Below are 22955 nucleotides of genomic sequence, written 5' to 3'. Positions count from 1 at the left end.
GGAGGCATCGGAGGCGTCAGAGGCCGGCGCGAGCCTGGTCGAGGTCTTCTGCCGGACCGACCTCGACCAGGCAAGCAAGCCAGGCAGCCAGCCAGCCAGCCAGGCAGGCAAGCAAGCCAGGCAAGCAAGCCAGGTCAGTCGTCCATTGCCTGGTAGAGCGTGGTCCAGAAGTCGTGGATGGCCCGCGCTGAATCCGGAGTGGACGTCCCGGTCTGGGTGAGCAGGATGCCGACGAGCTGGTGTTCCGGGTCGGCATAAGTGGTGGTGCCGGATCCGCCGTCCCAGCCGAACTGGCCGACGGGTGCGAAGTCGCCGCGGTAGGTGCGCACAGTCATCCCGAAGCCCCAGCCGCCTTGCTGGCTCAGGCCGTATGCCAAATGGACGGCGTTGCGGGCCTGGGCCTCTCGGGCGGCGAGCTGCTCGGGCGTGAGGCGGTTGGTGGTCATCAGCTCAACGGAGGGCCGGGACAGGATCCGTTGAGTGCCGTGCATCCCGCCGTTGAGCAGCATCCGGAAGTAGGCGTGGTAGTCGTCGACGGTGGAGTCGAGCCCGCCGCCGCCCGACGGGAACGCCGGAGGACGACTGTGGTGTCCCCCTTCGGCCTCGTCCTCCACGATGAACTCCCCGGTCTGCGGGTCGGGGGCGTACAGGGGCGGCAGCCGGTCGATCTTGTCGGCGGGCACATGGAAACCGGTGTCCTTCATGCCCAGCGGATCGAAGATGCGCTCGCGCAGGAACGTCTCGAACGGCTGGCCGCTGACCCTGGCGACGAGCACGCCGAGCACGTCGTTGCTGATGTTGTACTGCCACCGCTCTCCGGGCTGGTACATCAGCGGAAGCGTGCCAAGGCGGCGCATCCACTCATCCGGCTCCAGTCCCGGCAACAGCCATCCGTCCTCCTGGCCGTAAACCCCCTGCTCGAAGAGCGCGGTCAGGATCGGATATCTCTTCGCCGTCATATCGATGCCGAGCCCAAAGGTGGAGGTGAGCAGGTCCCGTACGGTGATCGGCCGCCGCGCCGGCACGGTGTCGTCCAGCGGGCCGTCGGGCCGCTTCAGCACCCGCCGGTCGGCGAGTTCGGGCAGCCACTGATCCACTGGGTCGTCCAGCCGCAGTCGGCACTCATCCAGCAGGACCATCGCCGCCGCCACCGCGACCGGCTTGGTCGTCGAGGCCATCCGGAAGATGGTGTCCCGGCGCATCGGCGCGCCACCGTCATGGCGCATCGTCCCGATCGCTTCGACGTGCGTCTGGCCGCCCCGGCTGACCAGGGCGACGAGTCCGGGAATCTTCCCGGACCCGACATGCCGTGCCAGCACCTGGCGCATCCTGCGCAACCCTGCTTCGGAGAAGCCGCTGTTGCCTGTTCCCATCATGAATCCCCCTGCATAAAGTGTTGTGTTCGATACACACGGTTTTCGATCTTGTGAGACCCGTCCCGGCGCTCGCGGGCCGGACGACGGCATGGAACGAGGGGCGGGCGCCGGCTACTTCGGGTCGCGTGTGACCGCCCCCTCATGCTGGATGTGGGCATGACAGATGAGCCCATGAGGGTCTTCCCTTTGAAGGCTGAGGTGATGGAGGAAGTCGGAGCCGGCCCCAGTGGGTCAGCAGGCCCTGGTGCGCGGTGGCATCACGCGCAGTGGACCCGCATCCGGGAGCTGTAGTAGACCCGCATCTTGGAGCTGGGGTCGTCGAGGTCGATGGGTGTTACTTCTCGGCCGTGCCGGGTTTCCCGCTGATGGACTCCTGATAGACGTCCGCATAGGTGCGCGAGTCCTTGATCAGGTCGTCGCAGAACGCAGCGATGTCTTCGCCGATGAGCCCCAAGACCCCCTTGCCCGCGGCGACACCCTCCTCGAAGAAGTCGACGATCCCGGGGAGCAAAGGCCCGTCGGACAAGTCGATCGGTCCGACCTTGAACAGGTACCTCTGCATCTCCTTGTAGACGATCTGGTAGTCCGGCGGGAGCGCCTTGACTCGAGCCATGTGCGCCCGCCACTGCTTCTTGCCCTCGATGATGTCTCGGATGCTCACGTCAGCCCTCCAGCCGGCTCAGTTTCCTTGCGACGTTCCTGTTCAACTGCTCGCGCCACCGGTCGCGATAGGTGGGAGCCGCGTCTCCACCTGCCAGCGCCGCACAAAAGCCTCGGATGTCGTCGCCGAGCACCTCGCGGACGCTCTGCCCGTCCGCCGCGGTTTCTTCGAGCAGCGCCAGAGCGGCGTCGAAGATCGGCATCAGGTTGCGGCCGGTGAAGTCTCCATGAGGAAGGAGGTGGCCCTTGATCTGTTCCCACGCCGCCCGGTAGTCGCCGGGCAGGGCCTCGGCCCGGGCTTCGAAAGCCTTCCATTCCCTGGTGAGATCGCTGCCTGTGATGGTCTGCCAGAAGTTCATCTCCCGCCCTCCTTGAGCCTGTTGATGCGTGATGAGACGTACTGCCATTTCGCCCAGAACTTCGCGAGTTCCTCGCGGCCGGCGTCGTTGAGCGCGTAGAACTTGCGGGGCGGACCGACCCCGGATGGTCGTTTCGTCACCTGGACGAGTTTGTTCCTCTCCAGCCGCAGCAAGATGGTGTACACCGTCCCCTCGACGACGTCGGCGAAGCCGAGTTCGTTCAGTTGACGGGTGATGGCGTACCCGTAGGTTTCCTCGCTGCTGATGATTTCGAGCACGCATCCTTCGAGCGTGCCCTTCAGCATCTCCGTCAGGTCGTCCATTGCCAGCCCACCTCAGTCCTCTCGGTACTGCGTGCTACCGAGTACTGCTACAAAGTATCACCGAGTAGTGGAGGGTGCCAGCGAGCGGCGACCACGGACCGGACTGTGCGATCCACGAAGCGAAGGAAGACTTCCGCGCACCACGAGGTGCCCATCGGCGGCATCTCCGATGGGCACCCCATGTGCGGCCCGGCCGCGATGGCTCGCTGGTTACCGGCCGCTCAACTACAAGATCGCTACGGACCTCGGGGAGCGCCAATCACCCTGGCGGGCAAGGGAGTCAGGGGGGAGCGGAGCCCTGAGGTGCGTCGAGCCTCAGGTGTCGACGAGAAGGCCGGCCCAGGGCGACGAGGTGCGGTGCGTCCACAGCCCACCGCTGCTCCTTGGCGTGCTGCGCAAGCTCGGCTTTCGCGGCCGTGCCCGGAGACGCGGGAGTGGGCGGCGAACCGCTTCCCACTCCCGCGCCTTCCCACTCCCGCGCCCTCAGGGATTACTGCCGGACCAGATCCGTCTTCGTGGCTCGGAACCGGGCCAGGTCGTCCTCGGAGGCAACCCGCTGGAAGCCGGCCTTCTCCAGCACTCGGACCGACGGCGGGTTGGACAGTTCCACGTTGGCGTACACCGTGTGAACGCCTGGCGCGGTGAGCGCGAATTCCGTCAGAGCCCGGGTGGCCTCGGGGGCGTAACCGCGTCCGCGACGGGTGGCCACGATTCCATAGCCGATTTCGAGTTCGCCGCCGGCAGGCGGCCAGAACAGACCGATAGAGCCGACCACCAGGCCGCTGTCGCGCTCGATGATCAGACGGTGACCGTACTCGCCGAGCCAACCGGCGTGCTCGGCGAAGAGGCCGACGACGAACTGGTCGCCTTCCGCGGGGAAGTCTTCGGCCCAGTGGGCGAGCCGGGTCCCGTGCAGTACGGCATCGGCCTCAGTGGTGGACCACGACCGCAGGATGAGGCGGTCGGTGAACAGATCTGCGTCGGTCGGTGCGAGGAAAGAAGACACGTGACACTCCTGGTCGTTGGTACGACCCGGACCACGCTCTAACAGTGCGCGGACCGGACAAGGGCATGCTGAAGACGGCCGACGGCAGCCATATTCATCAACCTCCCTTGCCGCATCGTGATCACGCGTCTCTCGCGCCAGGCGACGTTATCCACGACTCCATAGGCACGACAACTTCTTTTTCGCTGTCTCTCCCAGTCCGGCCATGCGGGCAGGCCGTCATGGAGGTTGCCGGTGCGCAACACGGCCCGCGACGCGTCCCGTCAGAGCCCAGCCGCAGAACTACCGGCCGAGGTCGCCCAACGCCGTTACCGCCCATGCATGACGCTCTCAACCGTCGCGACGCGGGAGCGATTGTTCGGCTCGTCCGCCGGGCGAGCGGTGTCACGCTGGCCGAGCTCGGTGAGGCCGTCGGCTACACCGCCGCATCCCTCTCACGGATGGAGCGTGGAAAGCAGCCGATGCGCGACGTCGCCCTGCTCAGACATGTTGCCGAGCTGTTGGACATCCCGCCGCACCTTCTGGGGCTCGCACCTCGACACGACAGATCGATGCCCGAGCCGAACGCCCTTCAGCGCCTGCCGGGTGCGACTAGGGTGAATCCAGTGCCGTCTGGCGAGGAGGGTGAAGATCCGGTGCGTCGACGCAATCTCCTGGCCGGCCTGGCAGGGGCCGCAACCGGGGCGGTCTTCGGCCCCGCTGCGGCCGCCGCTCAAGTGCCCGCGCGGCCCAGCCTGTCCGGCCTGGAAGACCTGCTGCTGCACAAGCAGCCGAAATCCCACCTTGGACCGGATCCCACCCCTGCCACGGTCGCCGCAGCGGTGGATTCCGCTCGCCGCGACTTCAGCACCTGCCGTTACGACGCAGTCGCCCGCGCCCTCCCCGCTCATATCGCGCTTGGCCAGGCGCTCAGCACTGCTGGGCACCCTGAACAGGCAGCGGCTGCCGTCGCCGCGCTGTACAGCGTCGCTGCCCGCCTGTGCATCAAGCTCGGCGAGGACGGGCTGGCCGCCGTCACCGCCGATCGCGCTCTGACGGCAGCTCTGCATGGTGCGGACGCGCTGACGGTTGCCGAGGCACGACGTATGGTCTCCAGCGCCTGGCGCCGCCAGGGGCACTACGCACGCGCCACCGACGTCGCCGTCACCGCCGCTCAGGAGATGGCTGTCTCCCGCGACGGGGGCGACACCGAACGCCTCTCTGTGCAGGGCAACCTGTACGCCACAGCTGCCTACACCGCCGCGAAACAGGGCGACCGGCATACCGCCCGCGCCCTGATCGCCGAGGCCGAAGGAACCGCCGGCCGACTCGGACACGACGCGCTCCTGCATGGCACCACCTTCGGGCCCAGCCAGGTGCTCCTGCACCAGATCTCGATCAGCTACCTTCTCGGCGACGCCGGACAGGCCATCGAGCACGCCCGCCGCGTCGACGTCACCCAGCTGCCGACCACCGAACGGCAGGCCCGCTATTGGATCGACGTTGCTCGGGCTTTCGATCAGTGGGGCAAGCCTGACCGCTGCTACCGCGCGTTGCTGGCTGCCGAACAAGCCGCTCCCCAGGAGGTGCGCCGCCGCTCGGTGCACACCATGACCTCCGGCCTTCTGCGACACGACCGCTCTCTCCCCGGCGTACGAGCCTTTGTTTCTCGCGTCGGTGCTGCCACCTGAAACCACGCTTGCATCACTTCAGCTGTTGACTGGGAGTCCCTGCGTGAGTGATCAGCCTGACCAGCAGACCAAGGAGCTGTTCCTGCACGTCGTCGAGTGCGCGTCCGGAATCGCCGGCGACGTCGGCAAGCTGATCACGGCTGCGCAGGAGGCGAACTGGGACGTGGGTGTCAGCGCCACCCCACAGGGCCTCGGCTTCATAGACACGACGGCGATCGAGGCGCAGGCCGATCGTACCAATCCGAAGACCGGTGGGGTCTTCGTGCGCCCATCAAGGTCAGTGCGCGCCGCATTCCCCTGGGAGATCTCGTGAGCAGCAGCAAACCGGCGTGGTCCGAGCGTGAGCTGCCGGCGTTCTTCAGGCAATGGCGCACTGACTGGAAGGACGAAGACCTCTCACCGGACAACTACCTTGACTTCGAGGGCGGCCTGCGTTTCGTCCTGGCCGCAGCCTGGCTGTTCTGCCCTGAGACGGTCGAGTACCGCGGCTGCGTGTTCCTCAAGGAGCACTTCAATCAGGGCGCTATCGACGACTGGTTCACGAACCTGGAGGGCGATCGGCGCCGTATCGAAGTTGTCGCCAATCACGTCGAGTTGTGGGCTACTTTCAGCAACACCCCTTTGATGGGTGACGATCAACTCGGGGAGGAACTGCCCCAACTCGCGCTGGCCCTAGGGGAGTGTTGGCAGGGAGTCCTGTCCGCGCGCTACCCCGACCGGGAGATCACCGTCGAGGTGAGCGACGAGGAGGACGGCTCCTACGGGCCGACTGTGACCTTCTGGACATCCCCGGCCACCTCGGCCTTCGGCTAGTACTACGGGTCGGTTCCTCCCGTGAACTGCTACGGGTCGCTTCCTCCTGTGAACTGCGCAGTCTCAGCGCGTGAGGACGCATCTCAGCACGTGAGGACGCACCGGGGCGGCGTAGACCTGGGGCTCCGTGTCCTGCCCCGCTGGCCTCGCGCGGCCGAGGTCAAGGTGGCCTCCATCGCCGCAGCTGCCCATAGTGCGGATCAGGTCATCACACGGTTCGTATCGACGCCGTCTCGCCGAGCGGCCGGTGTTCAGCGGGCGTTACAGCGGCCTCGCGGCAGATGCCCGCGCCTACCCGGTGGGCCGCGCCCTCGCCCCCGCGGCGCGGGTACCCCGCGAACCGCTGGTGTCCTCCCCTTCTGCGTCCCGTCTGTGTCCCGTCTGTGTCCCGTGTCCCGTGTCGGTGGGTGGGGCCCGTGGCCGTCATATGTCGCCCGCCGGAAGGGCTAGATCGCGGGTGAGGGGTCTTGGGGAGGGTTGGCACGCCACTCGGCTGCGATGCCTCGCATCAGCGGCGGGTACACGAGCAGGTGCCGGAACGGCGCGATCGCGGCCATGTAAGCCCGCCCGAACAGGCCGTTCGGCTTTACCAGCACGGCCATCTGGCCACGGTGGCCGCCGGCTCCGTCCGGGACCCAGCTCAGGTGCATCACCCCGTGCATGGTCCGGTTGCTCATCTCCGACGCCCACTCGTTGCCCGTCAGGTAGACCGAGCGGAAGGGCAGGTGGTCGAATTCCGGCCCGTACGGACCGTCGCGCAGATCGGCGGGCAGCCGGTCGCGCAGCGTCGGCACCCGGGAGCCGACGCCGGAGTCGGGGTTGTCCCAGCCGAGCAGCTTCCCCAGTTTCCAGCGGATCGCGAAGAGCGCGCGGGCGACCCAGGACGGGTTGTCCGCCGTGTCGCCGCCGGTGGTCTGCCGCACCAGGTGCGGGAAGTCGTCAGGGCCTCCCGGCGTCGGCAGCGCCCACACGTCGTAGAGGCGGAAGTCGTGCGCCATCTCGTGGATCAGCCAGGGGCGGGAGGTGTGCGCGGTGTTCGGGAGTTTCATTCGTGGACCTCCATCTGCTTGCTCAGTGATGTGTGACGACGAGGGTGTGTGCGTGCCGTGTCGGCGGGTGGGGACTTCGTGTTGGTCGGTCGCGGTGGCGCAGACGGGGCGGGTGCGTGCGGAGTAGGAGCGGGCTGCGGTGAGGAGGCCGAAGCCCAGGCCGCCGAATGCCATTCCGCCGAAGGCTGCCAGCCAGAGGGTGCCGGAGGGAGTGCCGCCCAGTGCCGGGTCGGGTTGCGGGGCCGGCACCACGCCGAGGGCGGCGAGCGGGGCGTAGAGCAGGAGGAAGGCGCCGTACACCGACAGGCCGAGTGCGGTCAGCCAGGCCGGGACGAGGGGGAGCAGTCGTGGTACTCGGCGCCCGGAGAGGAGCAGGGTCCAGCGAGGGAACACCTGTCCCCAGGGGTACATCAGCCCGGCCAGGAGGAAGAATCCGAGCTCGGCGGCCAGTACGGTCACATCGATGCCGACCTCGGCGAGCGCCTTGGACACCTCGGAGCCTCCGGAGTTCGACTCCTGCCACTTCTCGGCCGTGATGCCGAGTGCGTCACCGCCCAGCGTCCAGATGGTTTTGGCTCCGGCCCACGGGAGCACGCCACACATCAGCAGATAGGCCGTCCTCCTGGTGCGGCGGGTGGCGGTCGAGGCGCCGGGGTGGACGAGCGGGGCGTCGTGGCCGCCGGTGTGCCGGTGGCCGCAGCGGGGGCAGGCGTCGGCCAGTCGTCGGCGGTACGACAGACCGACGAGGACGAGGCACGAGGTGAGGGCCGTGCTCAGCAGCGCATGGGCCAGGCCGGTGGCGCTCTCCAGCCCCGAGCCGGTCACCAAGGGGACGAAATAGATGGGCAGGACGGTCATCCCCAGTGCGAAGACCGGGGTGGTCAGGATGAGCGCGCACACCACTGCCGTGCGGCCTGGTCGGCCGAGCTGTCGCCGGGTTGCCCAGCAGGCAGCCGCGGCGACGACGGCCAGAGAGGCCAGGATCAGCTGGGCGAGGGCTGCGTACGGGGCGGGCAGGGGGAAGGGGAGGGTGGTTCCGTTCCCGGCCCGGGCGGCCTCGGCGGCGGCGTACACCGTGCACCAGGCCATGGCGGCAGCAGGCGCCCACTCCGGCCACCGCCGAAACCACCGGGTCACCGGGTCACCGGGTCCACCGGGTCCACCGGCATGTCGGGGCAAGGACGACCGTGCGTCCTTGCGCCTCTGCGTCGTTGTGGGGAGGGCCACCGTGACCTCCGGCTCCATGGTCTCGATATTTCACGGGCTTGAGCGCGTCTCGTCGAACCGAGACAGACATCTGCGACCGCTGTCAGGGCGCTGAGCGGTGAACCCCGCTCTGGGCCGGTCGGCAGCGCCGGACGTAATAGGCGTAGGTCAGCGCCAGCACCATCGGCCCCCACAGCATCGCCGGGCTGATGGACAGCCTTGCCAGCAGCTCCCACCAGCCGTTGGAGTACCCCAGAGCATGGAACCCGGGCACGTGGAGCCAGGCGAGCAGTCCGCTGCCCCACAGTGCTGTGGCGGCCAACCCGCCGAGTGTGGCCGGGATGATCGCCGCGAGCGGCGGGATGCGTTTGCCCCCGATGACCGGAAGCCATCCGGGTGCGGTCTCGCCCCATCCCCGGACCAGGCCGAAGCAGAGCAGCGCCAAGGCCTCCGTCAGCACACTGAGTCCGAAGACATAGGGGACGCCCCAGGGCCACGGCATGGGTGACGCATTCGGATCGATCGTGCCCATGGTGAAGTTGAACGCGAAGGGCAGCCGCCACAGACAGTGCGGTAGCAGGACGAAGGGGATCGCATGGGCGGTGACGACCGCCCACCTGGGAACGGGGCGTTCGGTGTCGTGCGAAGCCGTGGCCGGGCGTTGCCCGTTGAGCGCTGTCATGAACCTCAGCGTCTTCGATCCCCGGAGCGGTGCCGTCGCTCCAGAGGCTGACATGCCTCCCCCAAGAGACGGAGCGCCTGTCAGCAGACGCGATCGTCACATGCCCTCGTACCTCTTCGATTTCGATGGCAACCGGCTCAGAGGGACGAAACAAGCTCAAGCTGCGGCAGGCAGGTCCTCCGCCGCGCGACGGCGCTTTGCGTACGCGACGGTCAGCACGGCCAGCAGCGGCCCCCAAAGGATCAGCGGTGTGTAGCAGACGTAGAACGAGACGGCTTCCCAGCCGCCGGCCTCGCTCGGGGAGTCGCCGGGCAGGTCGTCGCCTCGGATCGTGGTGCCCATGATCTGGGTGACGAGGGCCAGGACGGTCCACAGGAAGGTAAGGACCGTGGACCCGATGGCGGCCGGGATGACCGCCGCCTTCGTCGGGACCCGGCGGCCGCGCAGGAACGGTATCCAGCGCGGGAACACCTCGCCCCAACGGGCGATCAGCCCGATCGCGGTGAACGCGAGGACTTCGGAGAGGACCGACAGGAAGACGATGTACGCCCGTTCGCCGAACCCGATCCCGTCGTCGAACGCGGCCGGGAGCCGCCAGAGGCTGGAGGGCAGGACGGTGAACGGCACAGCGCAGGCGACGAGTTGCATCCGCCGGGACACTCCGGCGACGGGCTCGTGGGCCGCCCGCCATGCGGCGCGGAGTCGTCGGGGGCGGGCGGCTGCGGGCTCTTCGATCTGTAGGAGCGGTTGCATGTGCGATCCTCGGGTTCCGGTCAGCTGAGGGCTGGTTCGTTTGCTTATGAAGATCGTCGACAGTGGGGCGCCGTGAATCGCTCCGCAGGCTGAACTGGCTCCGCCGTAGGGCTGATGGAGCGGTGCGCCCGAAGGGTGACGGCGCTGGTGAACGTCACCTTGGCGATCTTCGCCACGCTCATGCCCTGGGCTGACAGCAGCAGCACCATCTGCGCCCGCCGCCAGGTCATCACCGACCCGGTGCCCCCGCGGACGATCCGCAGCAGCCGCCTGCCCTCATCGTCGTCGATCTTCCGCACCCACACCCGCACCCGCACCCGCTCGGCCATGCCGAACAGTCCGGACCGAGCGCGCCGGCCGGGAAGGAGTTCCGGGCCGGCGCGCCGAGTACGGGATCTCGTGTCAGCTCAGATGCCGGGCGAAGAACCGCAGCGAGCTGTCCACTTCGAACGACGGCACATCCCCGTGCTTGCCAGGGTTGGCGTGCAGCGTCTTCTCAGCCGAGGCCAGGGCGTCGAACAACGCCAGGCACTGGTCCCGCGGCACCATCTGATCGTCCCACTGGACCAGGAACTGCACCGGCACGGTGATCCGCCCGGCGTCCTCGGCCAGCCCGTGCACGCCGAGCAGGCCCAGCACCGCCGCGCGAATCCGTGGTTCTGCGGCGATAAGCGGGATGCCGAGCCCGCAGCCCATCGACATGCCGCAGTAGCCCACGGGGCCGACGCCGACCTGGTCGAGGCGCTGGACCGCGGTCAGGACCGCTTGCCAGTCCGCGACGGCCTGAGGGGCCAGATAGCTGTGCATTCCGGCGACCAGCGCGCCCGGATTCTCACCGGCGGCCATGCCGGCCCGCATCCCGGCCGCGATCCGGCCGAACTCCTCGTCCTTGGGCCGGTCTCCGTGGTTGGGCGCGTCGATCGCGACGACCGCGAAACCCTCGGCGGCGTAGCGGCGCGCGGGACACGATGCCGGGGGCCGTCTTGTGCTGCCCGCCACCGTGGCCCAGCAGAATCAGGGGACGAGTGCCGCAGGCGTCTTCCGGCGTCCACAGCACGCCGGGGATCTCGTCGAGGGTGAAGAACTGTTCGGTGACGCCGTCCGACGACGTCTGGGAGGTGAAGCGCATCAGCGTTCCAAGCCTTTCGGGATGCCTTGTGCGGGCGCTCCCTAGGCCATGCAAAGGAGGGAGCCCCGACTGGTCACAGCGTTGATCGGACTCACCTCCTCGAATGTGCAGTGGTGCACGGCGACGCCGAAAGTATCACGAACATCATCACCCGCACCTCGCCAGGGCGAACGCGGCCTGATGCGGCACCAGGGCGCTTCTGATGGCTCGGATCAGGAACCTCTTTCGAACCGACTGCCCGACAACGCAGCAGCGGGTGTGCCGGGAGGGACTTTCGATACACGCCCTAACGCCTGCTCGCGGCTACCGCGACAATTCCACTCAGGACGCCGAGTACCACACACAACGGTGAGTACAGGAAAGTGTTCAACCGCTGGAATTCGATGGCGGCTCCGGAGTTCATGAAGTATCCGCCCAGGCCACGGCCGAGCAGAACCACCGTCAGGCCGTACATACCCACCAGCCGCAGCCGGCCCGGGCCGATCCCCGGGATGGACTCATTGACCATAAGGGTGAGCACAGCGCCACCGATCAGTGCCAGACCCACCAGAACGGTGCTCGGTGCCGGCGGCATCTTGTCATCATCGACGCCGCCAATCGTCCTGGAAAACGTCACCGCATCGCTCATCGGCCAAGGGGAGAACGCCCAGATGAAGTGCAACAGGCCAATAGCCACGAGGGTAATCGTCAACGCCATGGGGACCACAGTGCGGACCATGCTCAGTGCTCCAATCCCGTACTCAGTGCTCCAATCCCGTGCCGACGCGTACGGATCCAGTATGGCAACGGCCCCCTTCTCCATGGCAGTTGACCCATCACGCGCGAGACCTATGCGGTCAGATGCAGTCAGCGCACCAGTACGGACACGCTCCAAGACTCCTATCCGGCCAAGGAAGGCATTCCCCGCGGCGTCTTCGGACCCTGACCTGCAGGAGACGACCCTAGGACGCGATGAGCAGTGCCTCCGCGCCCACCGGCCGGAATCCAGCTGCCTGGAAGGCGCGCACGCTGCGGGCGTTGCCTGCGGCCTGCTGTGACCAGACCGACTGCCCGGGAGGAACGAGGTGCCGGGCGGCAGTGGCCAGTGCCCGGCCCAGGCCCCGATGGCGTACGTCCTCGTCCACTTCGATCGCCGTCTCCCAACGGCCGGCCACGCCCCGGCCGAGGACGACCACTCCTCCGTCAGTGGCCCAGACGCGGACGTGGTCCCGGCGCTTGCGCGCCCGGTACACGCGCGGGTGGTTCGGGTCGGTGAGTTCTCGCAGCTCCAGCGGGGGGTCGCCGGGCAGGGAGCTCGCCACGGTGAGCAGGTCGATGGTGTCGGCCGACCGGCCCGTGCGGGCCAGGAACGAGGCCAGGAAGCGGGGGTTCATCGTGGCCGCCAGCTCGTCGCAGTCAAGGGACGCGAGCGTGCTGCGCACCCATTGCGGGTCCTCGTCGGTGAACACCACGGAATGTGCGGTGAACGCGATCACTCCGGCGTCGCGGTGGCTCGGCTGCGGTACCACGGTCGTGCCGCCGTCGGGCGGTGGAAAGTGCCCGTGTGTCACCGCGTCCAGAATGTCGGCCAACGTCTGGGACATGGACACTCCTCTCCTCTCCTTGGCCTCAGGCCAGTACGGGAACGTGGGCGGCCGGGCGTGGTGGCCGGGCGTGGGTGGCGGGTGGCCAGGTGCGGGTAACGGACGATGGAGCGGGCGACCTGTTCCCTGCCCCAGGCGACGCGGCTGTCGGCCAGAAGCCCATCGGTCCGGGGGCAACAAGGAGGGGACCCCACTTGGGCCACGTCGAGGTCGAGGCCCGGACCTGCCCTTTCCTTTCCTTTCCTTGACGTCGCGCGGCCTCCCTTTGATTCTCCAGTCCGCCTGATCTGCCCACATCAACTAGCGGGATGATCGCAGTCGGCCATACGGGGGAGGCGGCGCGGCCCTTCTCCATCGCCCAAGGGGACAGCGGTCGCGCGAGAATCCGCAGAAACCGGCTGTTCAAGTACCGCGGGCGACGCCCTGTTGCGCCGGACCTGGTCGGGTGGGTGAGGGCGAGTGGTGCGCCGCCGCTGAGCCGACCCCGGACCCCCGGCTGCCGTCGCTCGGGGGCGTCCGTCACCCTTCGGCAAGATCTGTACGCGCCTCGGCGCACGCCAATACCGTTGGCAGCCAGGTGGGTTGAGAAAAGTCGGCGTCACGAGGCGTCGATCCGAGGGCCGGTCGGCGGCCCTCAAGAGGTCTGGACAACAACCAAGGCCCAGGTCGCTGACCTGGGCCTTAACTATGGAGCGGGTGACGGGAATCGAACCCGCGCTCTGAGCTTGGGAATCAGGGGGCTTTTGGGTGCCGAAAGGCGGTCTGGCCAGCGAAGACGCCGTGGCTGGGACGGGCGTGCCGGGTTGAATCTCTGGCCCTTGCTGACCGCGGTTTACCGGTCTATCTGGCACGGCACTGGCACGGTGGGCGATGTGGCCCCGGAACGGAAGGATTCCCGCAGGGCCGGCTCGCTACGCGCCACGGGCACTGCTGCTGACGGTACGGGGATCGCTTGCGTGAAGGGATGCCGCGCCGAATGAGCATCGCCCGTTCGCGATGGGGCCGGCTCAGGTGGAAGGGTCCGGCGGGCACCACTGGCTGTGACCATCAAGACGACTGTCTATCCGCGATCTGAACGTGGCGTGGCGGTGCCGCCTGAGGTCGCTTCGGCTTTCGGGTGGAGGACGTCGCGGGCCTGCTCCGCGGCGCGGGTCATGCTCTCGTTGACGAAGTCGAGGAAGCGGGCGACGCCTTCGAGGCGGGCGGCAGCCGGGGTGTCGGGGCCGAGGATGCTGACGCCCTGCCGTGCGGTCTCGATGACCAGGGCGTTGGACCGGGCGCTGGCGATCATCCCCTGGTACCAGACGTCGTCGTCGACGATGTAGCGGTCGCGGCGGCGTTCGTCGCGTTCCCGGCGGACGAGGCCCTGGCGCTCGAGGAGCGTGATCGCTTTGGAGATGGACGCCGGGCTGACCTGGAGGCGCTGGACGAGTTCGGACGCGGTGAGGCTGCCCGCGTCGGTGGTGTAGAGGCAGGTCAGCACCCGGGACGTCATCTTGGGCAGGCCCGATTGCATGATGACGGTGGTGAGCGTCTCCTCGTACTCGCGCACGGCCTCGGCGTCGCGTCCGTCGGCCTGCACGGGCGCCTCCTGCCCCCGGGGCGCGGCCTGCCTGCGCCGGCGGGCGCGGCGTTCGGTGGCGCGGTGGGCCAGGTCGGCGCGGTAGGCGGTGGGGCCGCCGTTCCGCATGACCTCACGCGTGATCGTGGAGGTCGGACGGTCGAGCTGTCTGGCGATCTCCGCGTAAGCGAGGCCGTCGGCCAGCCCCAGCGCGATCTGCCGGCGTTCCTGCTGGGTGAGTCTGCCTCCCGGCATCGTGACCTCCTGCGTGCTCCTTGGTGCCTCCAACATAGCGTTCACTTTCAATCTATTGCAACGGCCTGCTTGGCTCTCGTTGCATTGAATCCGGGACTATTGCAACGATATTCCTGACTTCACCTGCGCTGATGGTGATTTGACGCATCAAAGTTGTTGCCGAGATTTGGAATGCAACGTAGCGTTTCTAGTATCCGAAACAACAAGTCGCAGGAGAACACGATGCAGAAGTTCGACACCCCCGCCCCGGTCTTAGCCGTGCTCGACATCCCCGCGGGACCCATCCGGTTCCTCGCCGCCGACCGAGCCGACACCACGGTCGAGGTCCTGCCCGCGGACGCCTCGAAGGGGCGCGATGTGAAGGCGGCGGAGCGGACCACGGTCGAGTACGGCGACGGCGTCCTGCGGATCGCGGCCTTGCCGACGGAGAACCGGATCCTCGGCAACCCCGGGTCCGTCAAGGTGACCGTCCAGCTGCCCGCCGGCTCCTGCATCGAGGCGAAGGCGGCCAGCGCCGCATTCCGGGGCTTCGGGCGGCTCGGCGACGTCGCCTTCGAGGGTGCGCACGGCTCGGTCAAGCTCGACGAGGCCGAAAGCGCCCGCCTCACCCTCGCCGCCGGCGACATCTCGGTCGGCCGCCTGGGCGGCCCTGCGGAGATCAGCACCCAGAAGGGCGACCTCCACATCGCCGAGGCCGTGCACGGCACGGTCGTGCTGCGCACCGAGGCCGGCGGGATCACGGTCGGCGCCGCCCGCGGAGTCTCCGCCTCCCTGGACGCCGGCACCGCCTACGGCCGGATCCACAACGCGCTCAAGAACACCGACGGCGCCGCCGGCCTGAACATCCACGCGACCACCGCCTACGGCGACATCACCGCCCGCAGCCTCTGACCGCAGCGCCACGGGCATCCCGCACAGCGAACGCAGCACGGCCACCGCCCTGACGCGCTCGCCCTCGGCGGCCGGCACGAACTCACCGCAACAGCCATCCACCCACGCAACCGACAAGGAGCACAGCCATGTCCCTTACCCTCACTGGGCAGGACCGCCCGGAACTGCAGAAGGCCATCGAGGAGATCGTCGATTCCGGCTTCGCCGGGGTGCAACTGCGCGTGCACGATGAGCAGGGCGAATGGGTCGGCAGCGCCGGAGTGCGCAAGCTGGGCGAGAACGCCAAGCCGCCGACCGACGGGCACTTCCGGATCGGCAGCACCACCAAGACCTTCACCGCGACCGTGGTGCTGCAACTGGTGGCCGAGGGCAAGATCGGGCTGGACAGCCCGGCGGATGACTACCTGCCCCGGTTCGGGCTGGACCGGCGGATCACGGTGCGGATGCTGCTGCAACACACCAGCGGGCTGTTCAACCACACCGGCGAGTACTACGAGGACGGGACGGTCGTGCCAGGGATCCCCTGGCAGGGCCAGGAATGGGTGGACAACCAGTTCCACACCTACCCGCCGGAGGAACTGGTACGGCTGGCGTTGTCCAAGTCGGCGCGGTTTGAGCCGGGGACGGACTGGAGCTACTCCAACACCAACTACGTGCTGGCCAAGTTGCTGGTCGAGGAGGTCACCGGCCGCTCGCTGGCCGAGGAGATGCGGCGGCTGATCCTGCGGCCGCTGGGACTGTCGGGCACCGTGGTGCCGGGCACCTCGCCGGAGATCCCCGATCCGCACACCCACGGCTACTACCGGTACGAGCACGCCGGCCAGTGGAAGGTGGTCGACGTCACCCGCTTCAACGTCTCCTGGGTCTCCGCCGCCGGTGACATGATCTCGACCACCGAGGACCTCCACACGTTCATCTCCGCGCTGATGAGCGGCAAGCTCCTGCCGGACTCGCTGCTGGCCGAGATGCGCACACCGCACCCCAAGAGCGGCGACCACCGCTACGGCCTGGGCCTGTTCCTGCAGGAGACGGACGGCGGCGGCACCATCTTCCACCACAACGGCGGCTTCGCTGGCTGGGCGGCACTGATGTACAGCACGCCCGACGGCAGTAAGACCCTCACCGCCTCCCTGACCACCGGGGACGCCGAGCTCGACTTCGCCGCCACGGCCGCGGCATTCCAGAAGGCGCATCAAAGGCTCGTCAAGGAGGTGTTCCGCAGCGGGCAGGCCGAGCGGGCTCACGAGGCGGCCGAGTCGGCTCAGTAGACGCGGCCGAGCATTCCGAACCGGGCCACGCCAAGCTCGCTGAGCTCGGCGTGGCCGGTCCACATGCGCGGACCCGCACGCGCCCGCGGCCAGCCCGGAGTCCGCCGAGCAGCTCAAGTCGCTGCTCGCCAAGGGGGCGCTCGTCGGCTGCACGTTCACCGTCGAGGACTGCCACGCGGCCGTCAAGGAGCTGTCCGCGGGGGGGGGGGGACCTTCCTCCAGGAGCCGCAGCCGAAGCCGTGGGGTATTTCCGCGACCTTCCGCGACGACTCCGGGACCTGTCACGAGCTCCTGCAGCCGCACAACTAGCGAACGCGCCGGCGGAGAGACCCCTGATCACCCCCGTGGGGTGGGCAAATGCAGCTCACACATTGCTGGCGACCGGGAGGTTGGCATCGCTCTCCCGGTCGCCGGCGCGGCATCCGCTCCCCGGCCTTCTTCTGCGGCCCCGCGGGACCAACCGCACCTCGGCCCGGTCGGCTGGCCGGCCTGCAGGCGCCATCGCCAGCCAACGCCGAAGCTCAGCCTCGCCGACTCAAGCGCCCCTCTGCCAACTGAGGTGTTCACTCACGCAGTTGGACCAGGCTTCGTTGTCTGGCTCAGCCGCGACAGCGATAGGGGGCGTTCGCAAGTGCATCGTTGCAGACCATTCAGCGGTGCGTGACGCAGGTCACATAAATTGCGTCTCGCGATTCGAGATGACGGCGGATCAAATCGCTCAGGAGGGTCTTGCGGATGCCAACTCGGTGCGTTAATCGGCCCCTTATGGCACGCATCTGGCACGCGGCCCGAAAATGGTCTAGACAACAACTAAGCCCCAGGTCGCTGACCTGGGGCTTTTGTATGGAGCGGGTGACGGGAATCGAACCCGCGCTCTGAGCTTGGGAATCAGGGGGGCTTTTGGTGTGTCGACGCAGGTCAGCGCAATGTTGCGCTGCCGGGTGCGGCCTTCTGAATGTGAAGTCTGTACCTCGGTTGCCCGTGACTGACCGTCTCTACTGGTGCGGCAGTGGTGTGAGGCGGACAAATGCCGCTGTGGCTCGGCTGCTGGGGGTTTCGTGTGGATCATCGAGCGGACCAGAGGAAGATGGGCGGTCTCCGGCGGTTCCCCGAGGGAATGAGCCGCTGTTCCTTGGAGGAACGCCTGTCGTGTTCCCTCAAGGAACGGGCCTTCGGCATCCCGTGTTGGCTGGCCTGGGTCGGCGTTCTGACGGCCTCAGCAACACCAGTCAGTCGCCGAACAGGCTGCCTTGGACGTACTGGACGACAAGCGCCTTCGGTCGGAACGGACCCAGCAGCATGAACGTCTTGGTGTGGGCCGCGATGTTGCCTGCGAAGAGGTGGACGGCACGGTCAGGGGTGAAGATCGAGGAGTGTCAGCGCTCTCGCAGTTTGTCCGCCGGCTTCCCCGTCGGCCAGCCAGCCGCGCAGGACGGTCAGGGACCGCGATTGGGGCTGTCGGCGAGGATCATTCCGGCCGCTGCGCTCCGTGCCGGCCCTGGGCTCCGCTGACAGTCACCGCCCCGTCCGGCTTTGGGCATTCAGGGCAGGAGTCGGCCGAGGACGGCTGAGGCGAGTGCCGCGTCGAGTGCTCCGATACCGGTGAGGTCGGCGGCGGTGATCGCGGTGTCCGGTCGGTCGACGGATGCTTTGAGGAGGAGGCCGGCCGGGATGTCGCTGTCGCGGGTGGTGGCGCCGGCGCGGACGGCGTGGCCGAAGTCGCCGTGGTCGAGGCACTGGGCGTGGTCGTCGGTGGCGATGAGCTCGGCGCGGTGGAAGAGCGCCGGTGGGAGCTCGTTCTTGTGCGGCATGTCCGTGCCGATGCCGGTCACGTGCGCTCCCTCGCGTACGTGGGCGGCGTTCAGGACGGGGGCTGTTGCCGGGGTTGTGGTGATGATGATGTCGGCGGTGGCCGCCTGTTGTGCCGAAGCGGGGCGGGCGGGCAGGCCGTGTGCGGTGAGGTCGTTGCACAGGGCGGCGGCTTTGTGCTGGTTGCGGCCGTGGACGAGCACCGTGCCGAGTGGGCGGAGTTTGGCCAGCCAGGTCGCCTGGAGGCGGGCCTGTTCGCCGGTGCCGTAGACGGCGAGGGTGGTGGCGTCGGGCCGGGCCATGACGTGGGTGATGAGCGCGCCCGCGGCGGCGGTGCGCCAGGCGGTCAGCAGGCCGCGGTCGTCCAGGAGCGCGCGGATCTGTCCCGTGTGGGCGCTGACGACGCAGACCAGGCCGTGGTTGGTCGGAAGGTCGAGGGCGGGGTTGCGGTAGAAGCCGGTGGCGATCTTGACGGTGAAGTCGGTGGTGCCGGTGATCCAGCCGGCTTTGACATGGCAGTCCCCGCCGGCTTCGGGGAAGTCCATGTGCAGCGGCGGCGGCACGCTGGTGCGGCCTTCCGCGTGAGCGATCAGGGCATCGCGGATGGTGTCGAGGACCAGTTGTGGGGCGACGGCTTTCTTGATGGCGGCCGGATCGAAGACGGGAAGGGCCATCTGCGGGCTCATCGGCGCGCTCGCATCCACTCGGCGAAGGCGGCCAGGCCCTCCTCCGGATCGCGGCGGCCGATGCCGATGCGGAACCGGTCGGTGGGGGTGGCAGTGAGTTCGGAGCTGTAGATGCTGGCGGGCAGCAGCAGGACGCCGGCTTCCTCCACCAGACGGGTGCAGAACTCCTCCACCCCGTCGGCGCCGAGGTAGCGGGGGTAGGCGACGCATCCGCCGTCCGGCGCCTGCCACTCGAAGTCCTCTGTGAACTCGGCGAAGAACTCCTCGAAGGCCGGCAGGTTGGCCGCGATCAGGGCCCGGTTGCGGGCCAGGATCGTGGTGCGGGCCTTCAGCGCGATGCGGGCCAGGACCTCGCTGGGCGCGGAGTTGCAGATGGTGGTGTAGTGCTTGGCCCGCTCCAGGCGCGAGCGCAACGCACGGTCGCGGCAGGTGATCCAGCCGATGCGCAGCCCGGGCAGGCCGAGCGACTTCGAGGTCACGTTCAGGGACAGTGCGCGCTCGGAGAGGTCGGCGGCCTGCGGCAGGGTGCGGGCGGGGTCGCGCTCGAGGCCGCGGTAGACCTCGTCGCTGAACAGGTGGATGCCGCGCTCGTCGCACAGGCGCGCCAGGGCAGTGAAGTCGGCGGTGTCGATGACCTTGCCGGTGGGGTTGTTGGGGAAGTTCACCGACACGACCCGGGTGTTGGGTTGGATGGCCGCCGCCACCTGGCCGAGGTCCAGGGCCCAGTCGTCGTCCGGGTCGAGGGCCACGCCGGTGACCTCGCACAGCGCCAGCGGCACGGTCTCGGCGGCCTGGTAGTTCGGGGTCACCACCACCGCGTGGTCGCCCGCGTCGAGCAGGACGTTCATCGCCAGGTAGAGGGCTTCCTCGGCGCCCGCGAAGCAGATGACGTCGTCGGCGTCGGCGTGCTCGTAGGTCTGCGCGATCACCTCGCGCAGGGCCGGATCGCCGAAGGTCTCGGTGTAGCCCAGGGACAGGTTCTCGAAGGCGTCGCGGTCCTTGTCGTCGGCCAGTGCGAGCAGATCGCTCAGTGCCATGGTCTGGACGTCGGAGGCGGTCAGGTGGTGGCGGGCGGTGAACTCCCAGCGGGAGAAGTACGTCTCCAGGCGGAAGTCGGGCAGCCGGGTCATGGTTGTCAGTCCTTTGCGCTTGATGCTCTGAGCTCGGCCATCAGGCCGTAGACGGTGGACCGGGACACCCGCAGCGCCCCGGCGACCACCGGCGCGGCGCGGCGCACCGCGAACACCCCGGCCTCCTCCAGCCGGCCGAGGACGGCCAAACGGTCTTGACGGGTCAGGCGTTCGACGGGGCGGCCCGTTTCGCGGACGTAAGCGCCGATCACCTGCTGGATCCGCTCGGACCAGTCCTGCTCGAACAGCGGCTCGGGGCGCTGCACGGTCGGCGCGCCGAAGGCGGACAGGACGGCGGCGGCCTGTTCCAGTGGCGTGCGGTCGAGATTGACGCACAACACGACCGACGGCCGGTCCTGCGCATCCCGCAGGACTGCGCTCACCGACGACAGTCGGCGGCCGTCCGCGAGCAGTTTCTCGTACGGGCCGTACACGTCCTGCGCCGACGGGTCGAGCTCGTCCAGCTCGCCGAGCAGCGACGGGTCCCCCGGGCCACGGGAGGACATCGGGTTCCAGATCTCCAGCACCCGATCGGTGTCCGGATCGTGCAGGACGACCTCGGCGTACGGACCGAGCAGCAGGGCGACGGCCTGGCACGCCGGCGCCCACATCCGCACCCGAGGGTCCCGGCCCACTTTCACATTCCCCATGCCTGGACTGTACGTCCAGCTTGGACACAAAGTCCAGACACCGTCGGCGCGGAGCACCCCTCGACGCGGGACGCTAGGCAGGGCGCGTCCGGCTCCGTATGGGTGTCGCACGACCAAGTCGGCGATGTTCCAGGCGACTTGGGGTTGCTGATCTCAGCTCTTCATCACCGACGACATCGAGTCGGGGCCCGACGGTTCGGTCGCGCTGGAGCACTGCGCGTCCCGCACAGCGACGACGACGGTGAGGACGTGTAACTCAGGCGAGATCGGCGTCGCGGGCCAGGAGGGCGGCTTGGACGCGGTTGGTGACGTCGAGGGTGGTGAGGATGCGGCTGACGTGGGCTTTGACGGTGGACTCGCGCATGTGGAGACGGGTGGCGATGTCGGCGTTGGTGTCGCCCTGGGCGAGCAGGGCCAGCACGTCGCGCTCGCGGGGAGTCAGGCCCTCCAGGCGGGTGCGCGCGGCGGTGCTCTGCGGGCGGGCGGCCTGGTGGTAGCGGTCGATGAGGCGGCGCGCGGCGCTGGGGTGGAGCATCGCCGAACCGGCGGCGACCAGGTGGACGGCGCGTAGGATCTCGGCCGGGTCGGTGTCTTTGAGCAGGAAGCCGTCGGCTCCGGCCGCCAGGGCGTTGTAGACGTATTCGTCGAGGTCGAAGGTGGTCAGGCTGATCACTTTCGGGGGGTCGGGCAGGGCGCGTAGCCGGGTGGTGGCGGTGATGCCGTCCATGCGGGGCATGCGGACGTCGACCAGGGCGACGTCGATGCGGTGTGCGGTGGCCAGTTCGATGGCGTGCAGGCCGTCGGATGCCTGGGCGACGACCTCGATGCTGTCGTCGCCGTCGAGCAGGTCAGCCAGTCCGAGGCGGACCAGGGCGTCGTCGTCGACGATCATGACGCGGATCATGCGCGGGAGCCGTTCTGCTCAGGGGCGGGCGGGTGCGGGATGCGGGCCGCCAGCCGCCAGGCGCCGGCCCCGTCGGCTCCGGCGGTCAGGTCACCGCCGAGGGCGGTGACCCGCTCCCGCAGTCCCACCAGGCCGAAGCCGGAGTCCACCACGCCCGTGGCCGGGGTACCGGGGGCGTTGGTGACCTCCACGAGGGTGGCGGGCGGACCGTAGTCGAGGCGGATGCGGACCGGTGCGCCCTGTGCGTGCTTGCGGGCGTTGGACAGGGCTTCCTGGACCATGTGGTAGACGGCGAGCCGGTGTGTGGTGGGGGCCCGCTCGGGACGTCCGTCCGTGTGGATCTCGACTTGCTGTCCGGCCTCGCGTGCCTGCTGGATGAGTTCGTCCACCTCACGTAGGACGGGTGGGGCAGGCGTGGTGTCGGGTTCGGTGTGGTGCAGGGCGCCGAGCACGTCGCGCAGGTCGGCCAGAGCGTCGGTGGAGGCGGTCCGCAACAGGGCCAGGCGGTCGGCGACCGTCTCGGGCAGGGTGTCGGCCTTGGTGGCAAGGACGCCGGTGTGCAGCGCGATCAGACTCAGGCGGTGGGCGAGCACGTCGTGCATCTCCGCGGCGATCTGGGACCGCTCGGCCGCCCGGGCGGCTTCCTCACGCAGCTCCCGCTCGATGCGCAGGTGTTCCACCTGGGCATTGAGCGCCTCCACCAGGCGTCGGTTGCTGCCCAGCCACAGCCCGCACACCACGGCCAGCAGCAGGAACAGCGGGGAGCCGTACGACTGAGTCATCTGGAGCGAGATCTTGGGATCCGTGAACTGGTTGGCGGCCAGCGCGATCACCCCGCACCCGACCGCGATCCAGGCACGGCGGCGCGCGGCGAGATCGGCAAGGGTGAGCAGCAGCAGCGGCAGCATCGACAGCCCCCACACCGCGGCCGCAGCCGTGACCAGTACAGGGGCGACGAACCACGGCACCCGTCGACCCAGCAGGGCCAGTCCGCACAGCGCGGCTGCTGCGCTGGGCACGCTCAGGAGAGTCCCGCCGGAGATGTAGGCGCCGTTCACCACGGCCAGCACGGTCAGCAGAGCCATCAGGATCGGCCGCCCGTACGCCAGCCACAGGGGCCGTTCTTTCCTGCTCATCTGCCGGATCCTAACTGCGCTGCGGACATCGGCTCCTTAGCCGACCCGCCACCCCG

Annotated in this window: 20 protein-coding genes and 3 pseudogenes; 5 read left to right on the top strand and 18 right to left on the bottom strand. The window is 68.6% G+C overall.

Going from position 1 to position 22955, the window contains the following annotated elements:
- Positions 1-134 precede the first annotated feature (134 nt).
- The 5 genes from ACFY12_RS12980 to ACFY12_RS12960 all read right to left on the bottom strand — a co-directional run bounded on the left by ACFY12_RS12980 (position 135) and on the right by ACFY12_RS12960 (position 3724).
- Positions 135-1373, bottom strand: a complete 1239-nt coding sequence (locus tag ACFY12_RS12980) for a serine hydrolase domain-containing protein (protein ID WP_390716263.1) — start codon at positions 1371-1373, stop codon at positions 135-137.
- Between the two features lie 337 nt (positions 1374-1710).
- Entirely contained in the window at positions 1711-2037 is a 327-nt protein-coding gene (locus tag ACFY12_RS12975; RefSeq protein WP_390715843.1) for a DUF1048 domain-containing protein, read from the bottom strand.
- A 1-nt stretch (position 2038) separates the two neighbouring features.
- The gene (locus ACFY12_RS12970) at positions 2039-2395 is read right to left on the bottom strand and encodes a DUF1048 domain-containing protein (protein ID WP_390715842.1); all 357 of its coding nucleotides are present in this window, start codon (positions 2393-2395) and stop codon (positions 2039-2041) included.
- Positions 2392-2718, bottom strand: coding sequence for a PadR family transcriptional regulator (locus ACFY12_RS12965; protein WP_390715841.1), 327 nt, complete (start codon positions 2716-2718; stop codon positions 2392-2394). The genes ACFY12_RS12970 and ACFY12_RS12965 overlap by 4 nt, the downstream gene beginning before the upstream one ends.
- Before the next feature lie 490 nt (positions 2719-3208).
- A complete protein-coding gene (locus tag ACFY12_RS12960) occupies positions 3209-3724 on the bottom strand; it encodes a GNAT family N-acetyltransferase (RefSeq protein ID WP_390715840.1) in 516 nt (171 codons plus the stop codon).
- 317 nt (positions 3725-4041) lie between these two features.
- On the opposite strand from ACFY12_RS12960, the gene ACFY12_RS12955 reads away from it, so the two are divergent.
- The 3 genes and pseudogenes from ACFY12_RS12955 (at position 4042) to ACFY12_RS12945 (ending at position 6207) form a co-directional block, all read left to right on the top strand.
- Positions 4042-5394, top strand: a complete 1353-nt coding sequence (locus tag ACFY12_RS12955) for a helix-turn-helix domain-containing protein (RefSeq protein WP_390715839.1) — start codon at positions 4042-4044, stop codon at positions 5392-5394.
- A gap of 43 nt (positions 5395-5437) precedes the next feature.
- Positions 5438-5620 (top strand): annotated as a pseudogene (locus ACFY12_RS12950) (flavoprotein); the annotation flags it as partial.
- A gap of 83 nt (positions 5621-5703) precedes the next feature.
- A complete protein-coding gene (locus ACFY12_RS12945) occupies positions 5704-6207 on the top strand; it encodes a hypothetical protein (RefSeq protein WP_390715838.1) in 504 nt (167 codons plus the stop codon).
- A 446-nt stretch (positions 6208-6653) separates the two neighbouring features.
- Here the strand turns inward: ACFY12_RS12945 and ACFY12_RS12940 are convergent, their stop codons facing one another.
- The 8 genes and pseudogenes from ACFY12_RS12940 to ACFY12_RS12905 form a co-directional block, all read right to left on the bottom strand.
- The gene (locus ACFY12_RS12940; protein WP_390716262.1) at positions 6654-7256 is read right to left on the bottom strand and encodes a DUF2867 domain-containing protein; all 603 of its coding nucleotides are present in this window, start codon (positions 7254-7256) and stop codon (positions 6654-6656) included.
- A gap of 1309 nt (positions 7257-8565) precedes the next feature.
- Positions 8566-9144, bottom strand: coding sequence for a hypothetical protein (locus ACFY12_RS12935; RefSeq protein ID WP_390715837.1), 579 nt, complete (start codon positions 9142-9144; stop codon positions 8566-8568).
- A 156-nt stretch (positions 9145-9300) separates the two neighbouring features.
- Positions 9301-9897: a hypothetical protein gene (locus tag ACFY12_RS12930; protein ID WP_390715836.1), complete on the bottom strand. Its 597-nt coding sequence runs from the start codon at positions 9895-9897 to the stop codon at positions 9301-9303.
- A 128-nt stretch (positions 9898-10025) separates the two neighbouring features.
- Positions 10026-10226: pseudogene (locus tag ACFY12_RS12925) on the bottom strand (IS630 family transposase); the annotation flags it as partial.
- A gap of 73 nt (positions 10227-10299) precedes the next feature.
- Positions 10300-11026 (bottom strand): annotated as a pseudogene (locus ACFY12_RS12920) (dienelactone hydrolase family protein).
- 286 nt (positions 11027-11312) lie between these two features.
- Positions 11313-11723 (bottom strand): DUF3995 domain-containing protein, encoded by a 411-nt coding sequence (locus tag ACFY12_RS12915; protein WP_390715835.1) that lies wholly within the window; start codon positions 11721-11723, stop codon positions 11313-11315.
- 244 nt (positions 11724-11967) lie between these two features.
- The gene (locus tag ACFY12_RS12910; protein WP_390715834.1) at positions 11968-12609 is read right to left on the bottom strand and encodes a GNAT family N-acetyltransferase; all 642 of its coding nucleotides are present in this window, start codon (positions 12607-12609) and stop codon (positions 11968-11970) included.
- Positions 12610-13669: 1060 nt separating this feature from the next.
- Positions 13670-14425: a helix-turn-helix domain-containing protein gene (locus ACFY12_RS12905; RefSeq protein ID WP_390715833.1), complete on the bottom strand. Its 756-nt coding sequence runs from the start codon at positions 14423-14425 to the stop codon at positions 13670-13672.
- A gap of 222 nt (positions 14426-14647) precedes the next feature.
- Between ACFY12_RS12905 and ACFY12_RS12900 the strand changes: the two genes are divergently transcribed.
- Together ACFY12_RS12900 and ACFY12_RS12895 are read left to right on the top strand one after the other, a co-directional pair.
- A complete protein-coding gene (locus ACFY12_RS12900; RefSeq protein ID WP_390715832.1) occupies positions 14648-15316 on the top strand; it encodes a DUF4097 family beta strand repeat-containing protein in 669 nt (222 codons plus the stop codon).
- A 128-nt stretch (positions 15317-15444) separates the two neighbouring features.
- A complete protein-coding gene (locus ACFY12_RS12895; protein WP_390715831.1) occupies positions 15445-16584 on the top strand; it encodes a serine hydrolase domain-containing protein in 1140 nt (379 codons plus the stop codon).
- A 1541-nt stretch (positions 16585-18125) separates the two neighbouring features.
- On the opposite strand, the gene ACFY12_RS12890 is transcribed toward ACFY12_RS12895, so the two are convergent.
- The 5 genes from ACFY12_RS12890 to ACFY12_RS12870 all read right to left on the bottom strand — a co-directional run bounded on the left by ACFY12_RS12890 (position 18126) and on the right by ACFY12_RS12870 (position 22899).
- Positions 18126-19079 (bottom strand): ornithine cyclodeaminase family protein, encoded by a 954-nt coding sequence (locus ACFY12_RS12890; RefSeq protein WP_390715830.1) that lies wholly within the window; start codon positions 19077-19079, stop codon positions 18126-18128.
- Positions 19076-20209, bottom strand: a complete 1134-nt coding sequence (locus ACFY12_RS12885) for an aminotransferase class I/II-fold pyridoxal phosphate-dependent enzyme (protein ID WP_390715829.1) — start codon at positions 20207-20209, stop codon at positions 19076-19078. Before ACFY12_RS12885 ends, ACFY12_RS12890 begins: the two co-directional genes overlap by 4 nt.
- Before the next feature lie 5 nt (positions 20210-20214).
- Positions 20215-20859 carry a transcriptional regulator gene (locus ACFY12_RS12880; RefSeq protein ID WP_390715828.1) on the bottom strand — a complete coding sequence of 215 codons (645 nt, stop codon included), beginning with the start codon at positions 20857-20859 and terminating at the stop codon, positions 20215-20217.
- Positions 20860-21115: 256 nt separating this feature from the next.
- A complete protein-coding gene (locus tag ACFY12_RS12875; protein WP_390715827.1) occupies positions 21116-21763 on the bottom strand; it encodes a response regulator in 648 nt (215 codons plus the stop codon).
- A complete protein-coding gene (locus ACFY12_RS12870) occupies positions 21760-22899 on the bottom strand; it encodes a sensor histidine kinase (protein ID WP_390715826.1) in 1140 nt (379 codons plus the stop codon). The genes ACFY12_RS12875 and ACFY12_RS12870 overlap by 4 nt, the downstream gene beginning before the upstream one ends.
- Positions 22900-22955 lie beyond the last annotated feature (56 nt).

This window comes from Streptomyces sp. NPDC001339, assembly GCF_042895955.1.
GTDB lineage: Bacteria > Actinomycetota > Actinomycetes > Streptomycetales > Streptomycetaceae > Streptomyces.
The sequence above is the reverse complement of the archived record's forward strand: the minus strand, read 5'-3'. Positions and strand labels throughout refer to the sequence as shown.

Bases quoted from the DNA above. Each gene is read 5' to 3' on its own strand.
- ACFY12_RS12980 (WP_390716263.1), bottom strand. From the start codon at position 1,373: ATGGGAACAGGCAACAGCGGCTTCTCCGAAGCAGGGTTGCGCAGGATG.
- ACFY12_RS12970 (WP_390715842.1), bottom strand. From the start codon at position 2,395: ATGAACTTCTGGCAGACCATCACAGGCAGCGATCTCACCAGGGAATGG.
- ACFY12_RS12965 (WP_390715841.1), bottom strand. From the start codon at position 2,718: ATGGACGACCTGACGGAGATGCTGAAGGGCACGCTCGAAGGATGCGTG.
- ACFY12_RS12955 (WP_390715839.1), top strand. From the start codon at position 4,042: ATGCATGACGCTCTCAACCGTCGCGACGCGGGAGCGATTGTTCGGCTC.
- ACFY12_RS12940 (WP_390716262.1), bottom strand. From the start codon at position 7,256: ATGAAACTCCCGAACACCGCGCACACCTCCCGCCCCTGGCTGATCCAC.
- ACFY12_RS12935 (WP_390715837.1), bottom strand. From the start codon at position 9,144: ATGACAGCGCTCAACGGGCAACGCCCGGCCACGGCTTCGCACGACACC.
- ACFY12_RS12930 (WP_390715836.1), bottom strand. From the start codon at position 9,897: ATGCAACCGCTCCTACAGATCGAAGAGCCCGCAGCCGCCCGCCCCCGA.
- ACFY12_RS12915 (WP_390715835.1), bottom strand. From the start codon at position 11,723: ATGGCGTTGACGATTACCCTCGTGGCTATTGGCCTGTTGCACTTCATC.
- ACFY12_RS12910 (WP_390715834.1), bottom strand. From the start codon at position 12,609: ATGTCCCAGACGTTGGCCGACATTCTGGACGCGGTGACACACGGGCAC.
- ACFY12_RS12905 (WP_390715833.1), bottom strand. From the start codon at position 14,425: ATGCCGGGAGGCAGACTCACCCAGCAGGAACGCCGGCAGATCGCGCTG.
- ACFY12_RS12900 (WP_390715832.1), top strand. From the start codon at position 14,648: ATGCAGAAGTTCGACACCCCCGCCCCGGTCTTAGCCGTGCTCGACATC.
- ACFY12_RS12895 (WP_390715831.1), top strand. From the start codon at position 15,445: ATGTCCCTTACCCTCACTGGGCAGGACCGCCCGGAACTGCAGAAGGCC.
- ACFY12_RS12890 (WP_390715830.1), bottom strand. From the start codon at position 19,079: ATGAGCCCGCAGATGGCCCTTCCCGTCTTCGATCCGGCCGCCATCAAG.
- ACFY12_RS12885 (WP_390715829.1), bottom strand. From the start codon at position 20,209: ATGACCCGGCTGCCCGACTTCCGCCTGGAGACGTACTTCTCCCGCTGG.
- ACFY12_RS12880 (WP_390715828.1), bottom strand. From the start codon at position 20,859: ATGGGGAATGTGAAAGTGGGCCGGGACCCTCGGGTGCGGATGTGGGCG.
- ACFY12_RS12875 (WP_390715827.1), bottom strand. From the start codon at position 21,763: ATGATCCGCGTCATGATCGTCGACGACGACGCCCTGGTCCGCCTCGGA.
- ACFY12_RS12870 (WP_390715826.1), bottom strand. From the start codon at position 22,899: ATGAGCAGGAAAGAACGGCCCCTGTGGCTGGCGTACGGGCGGCCGATC.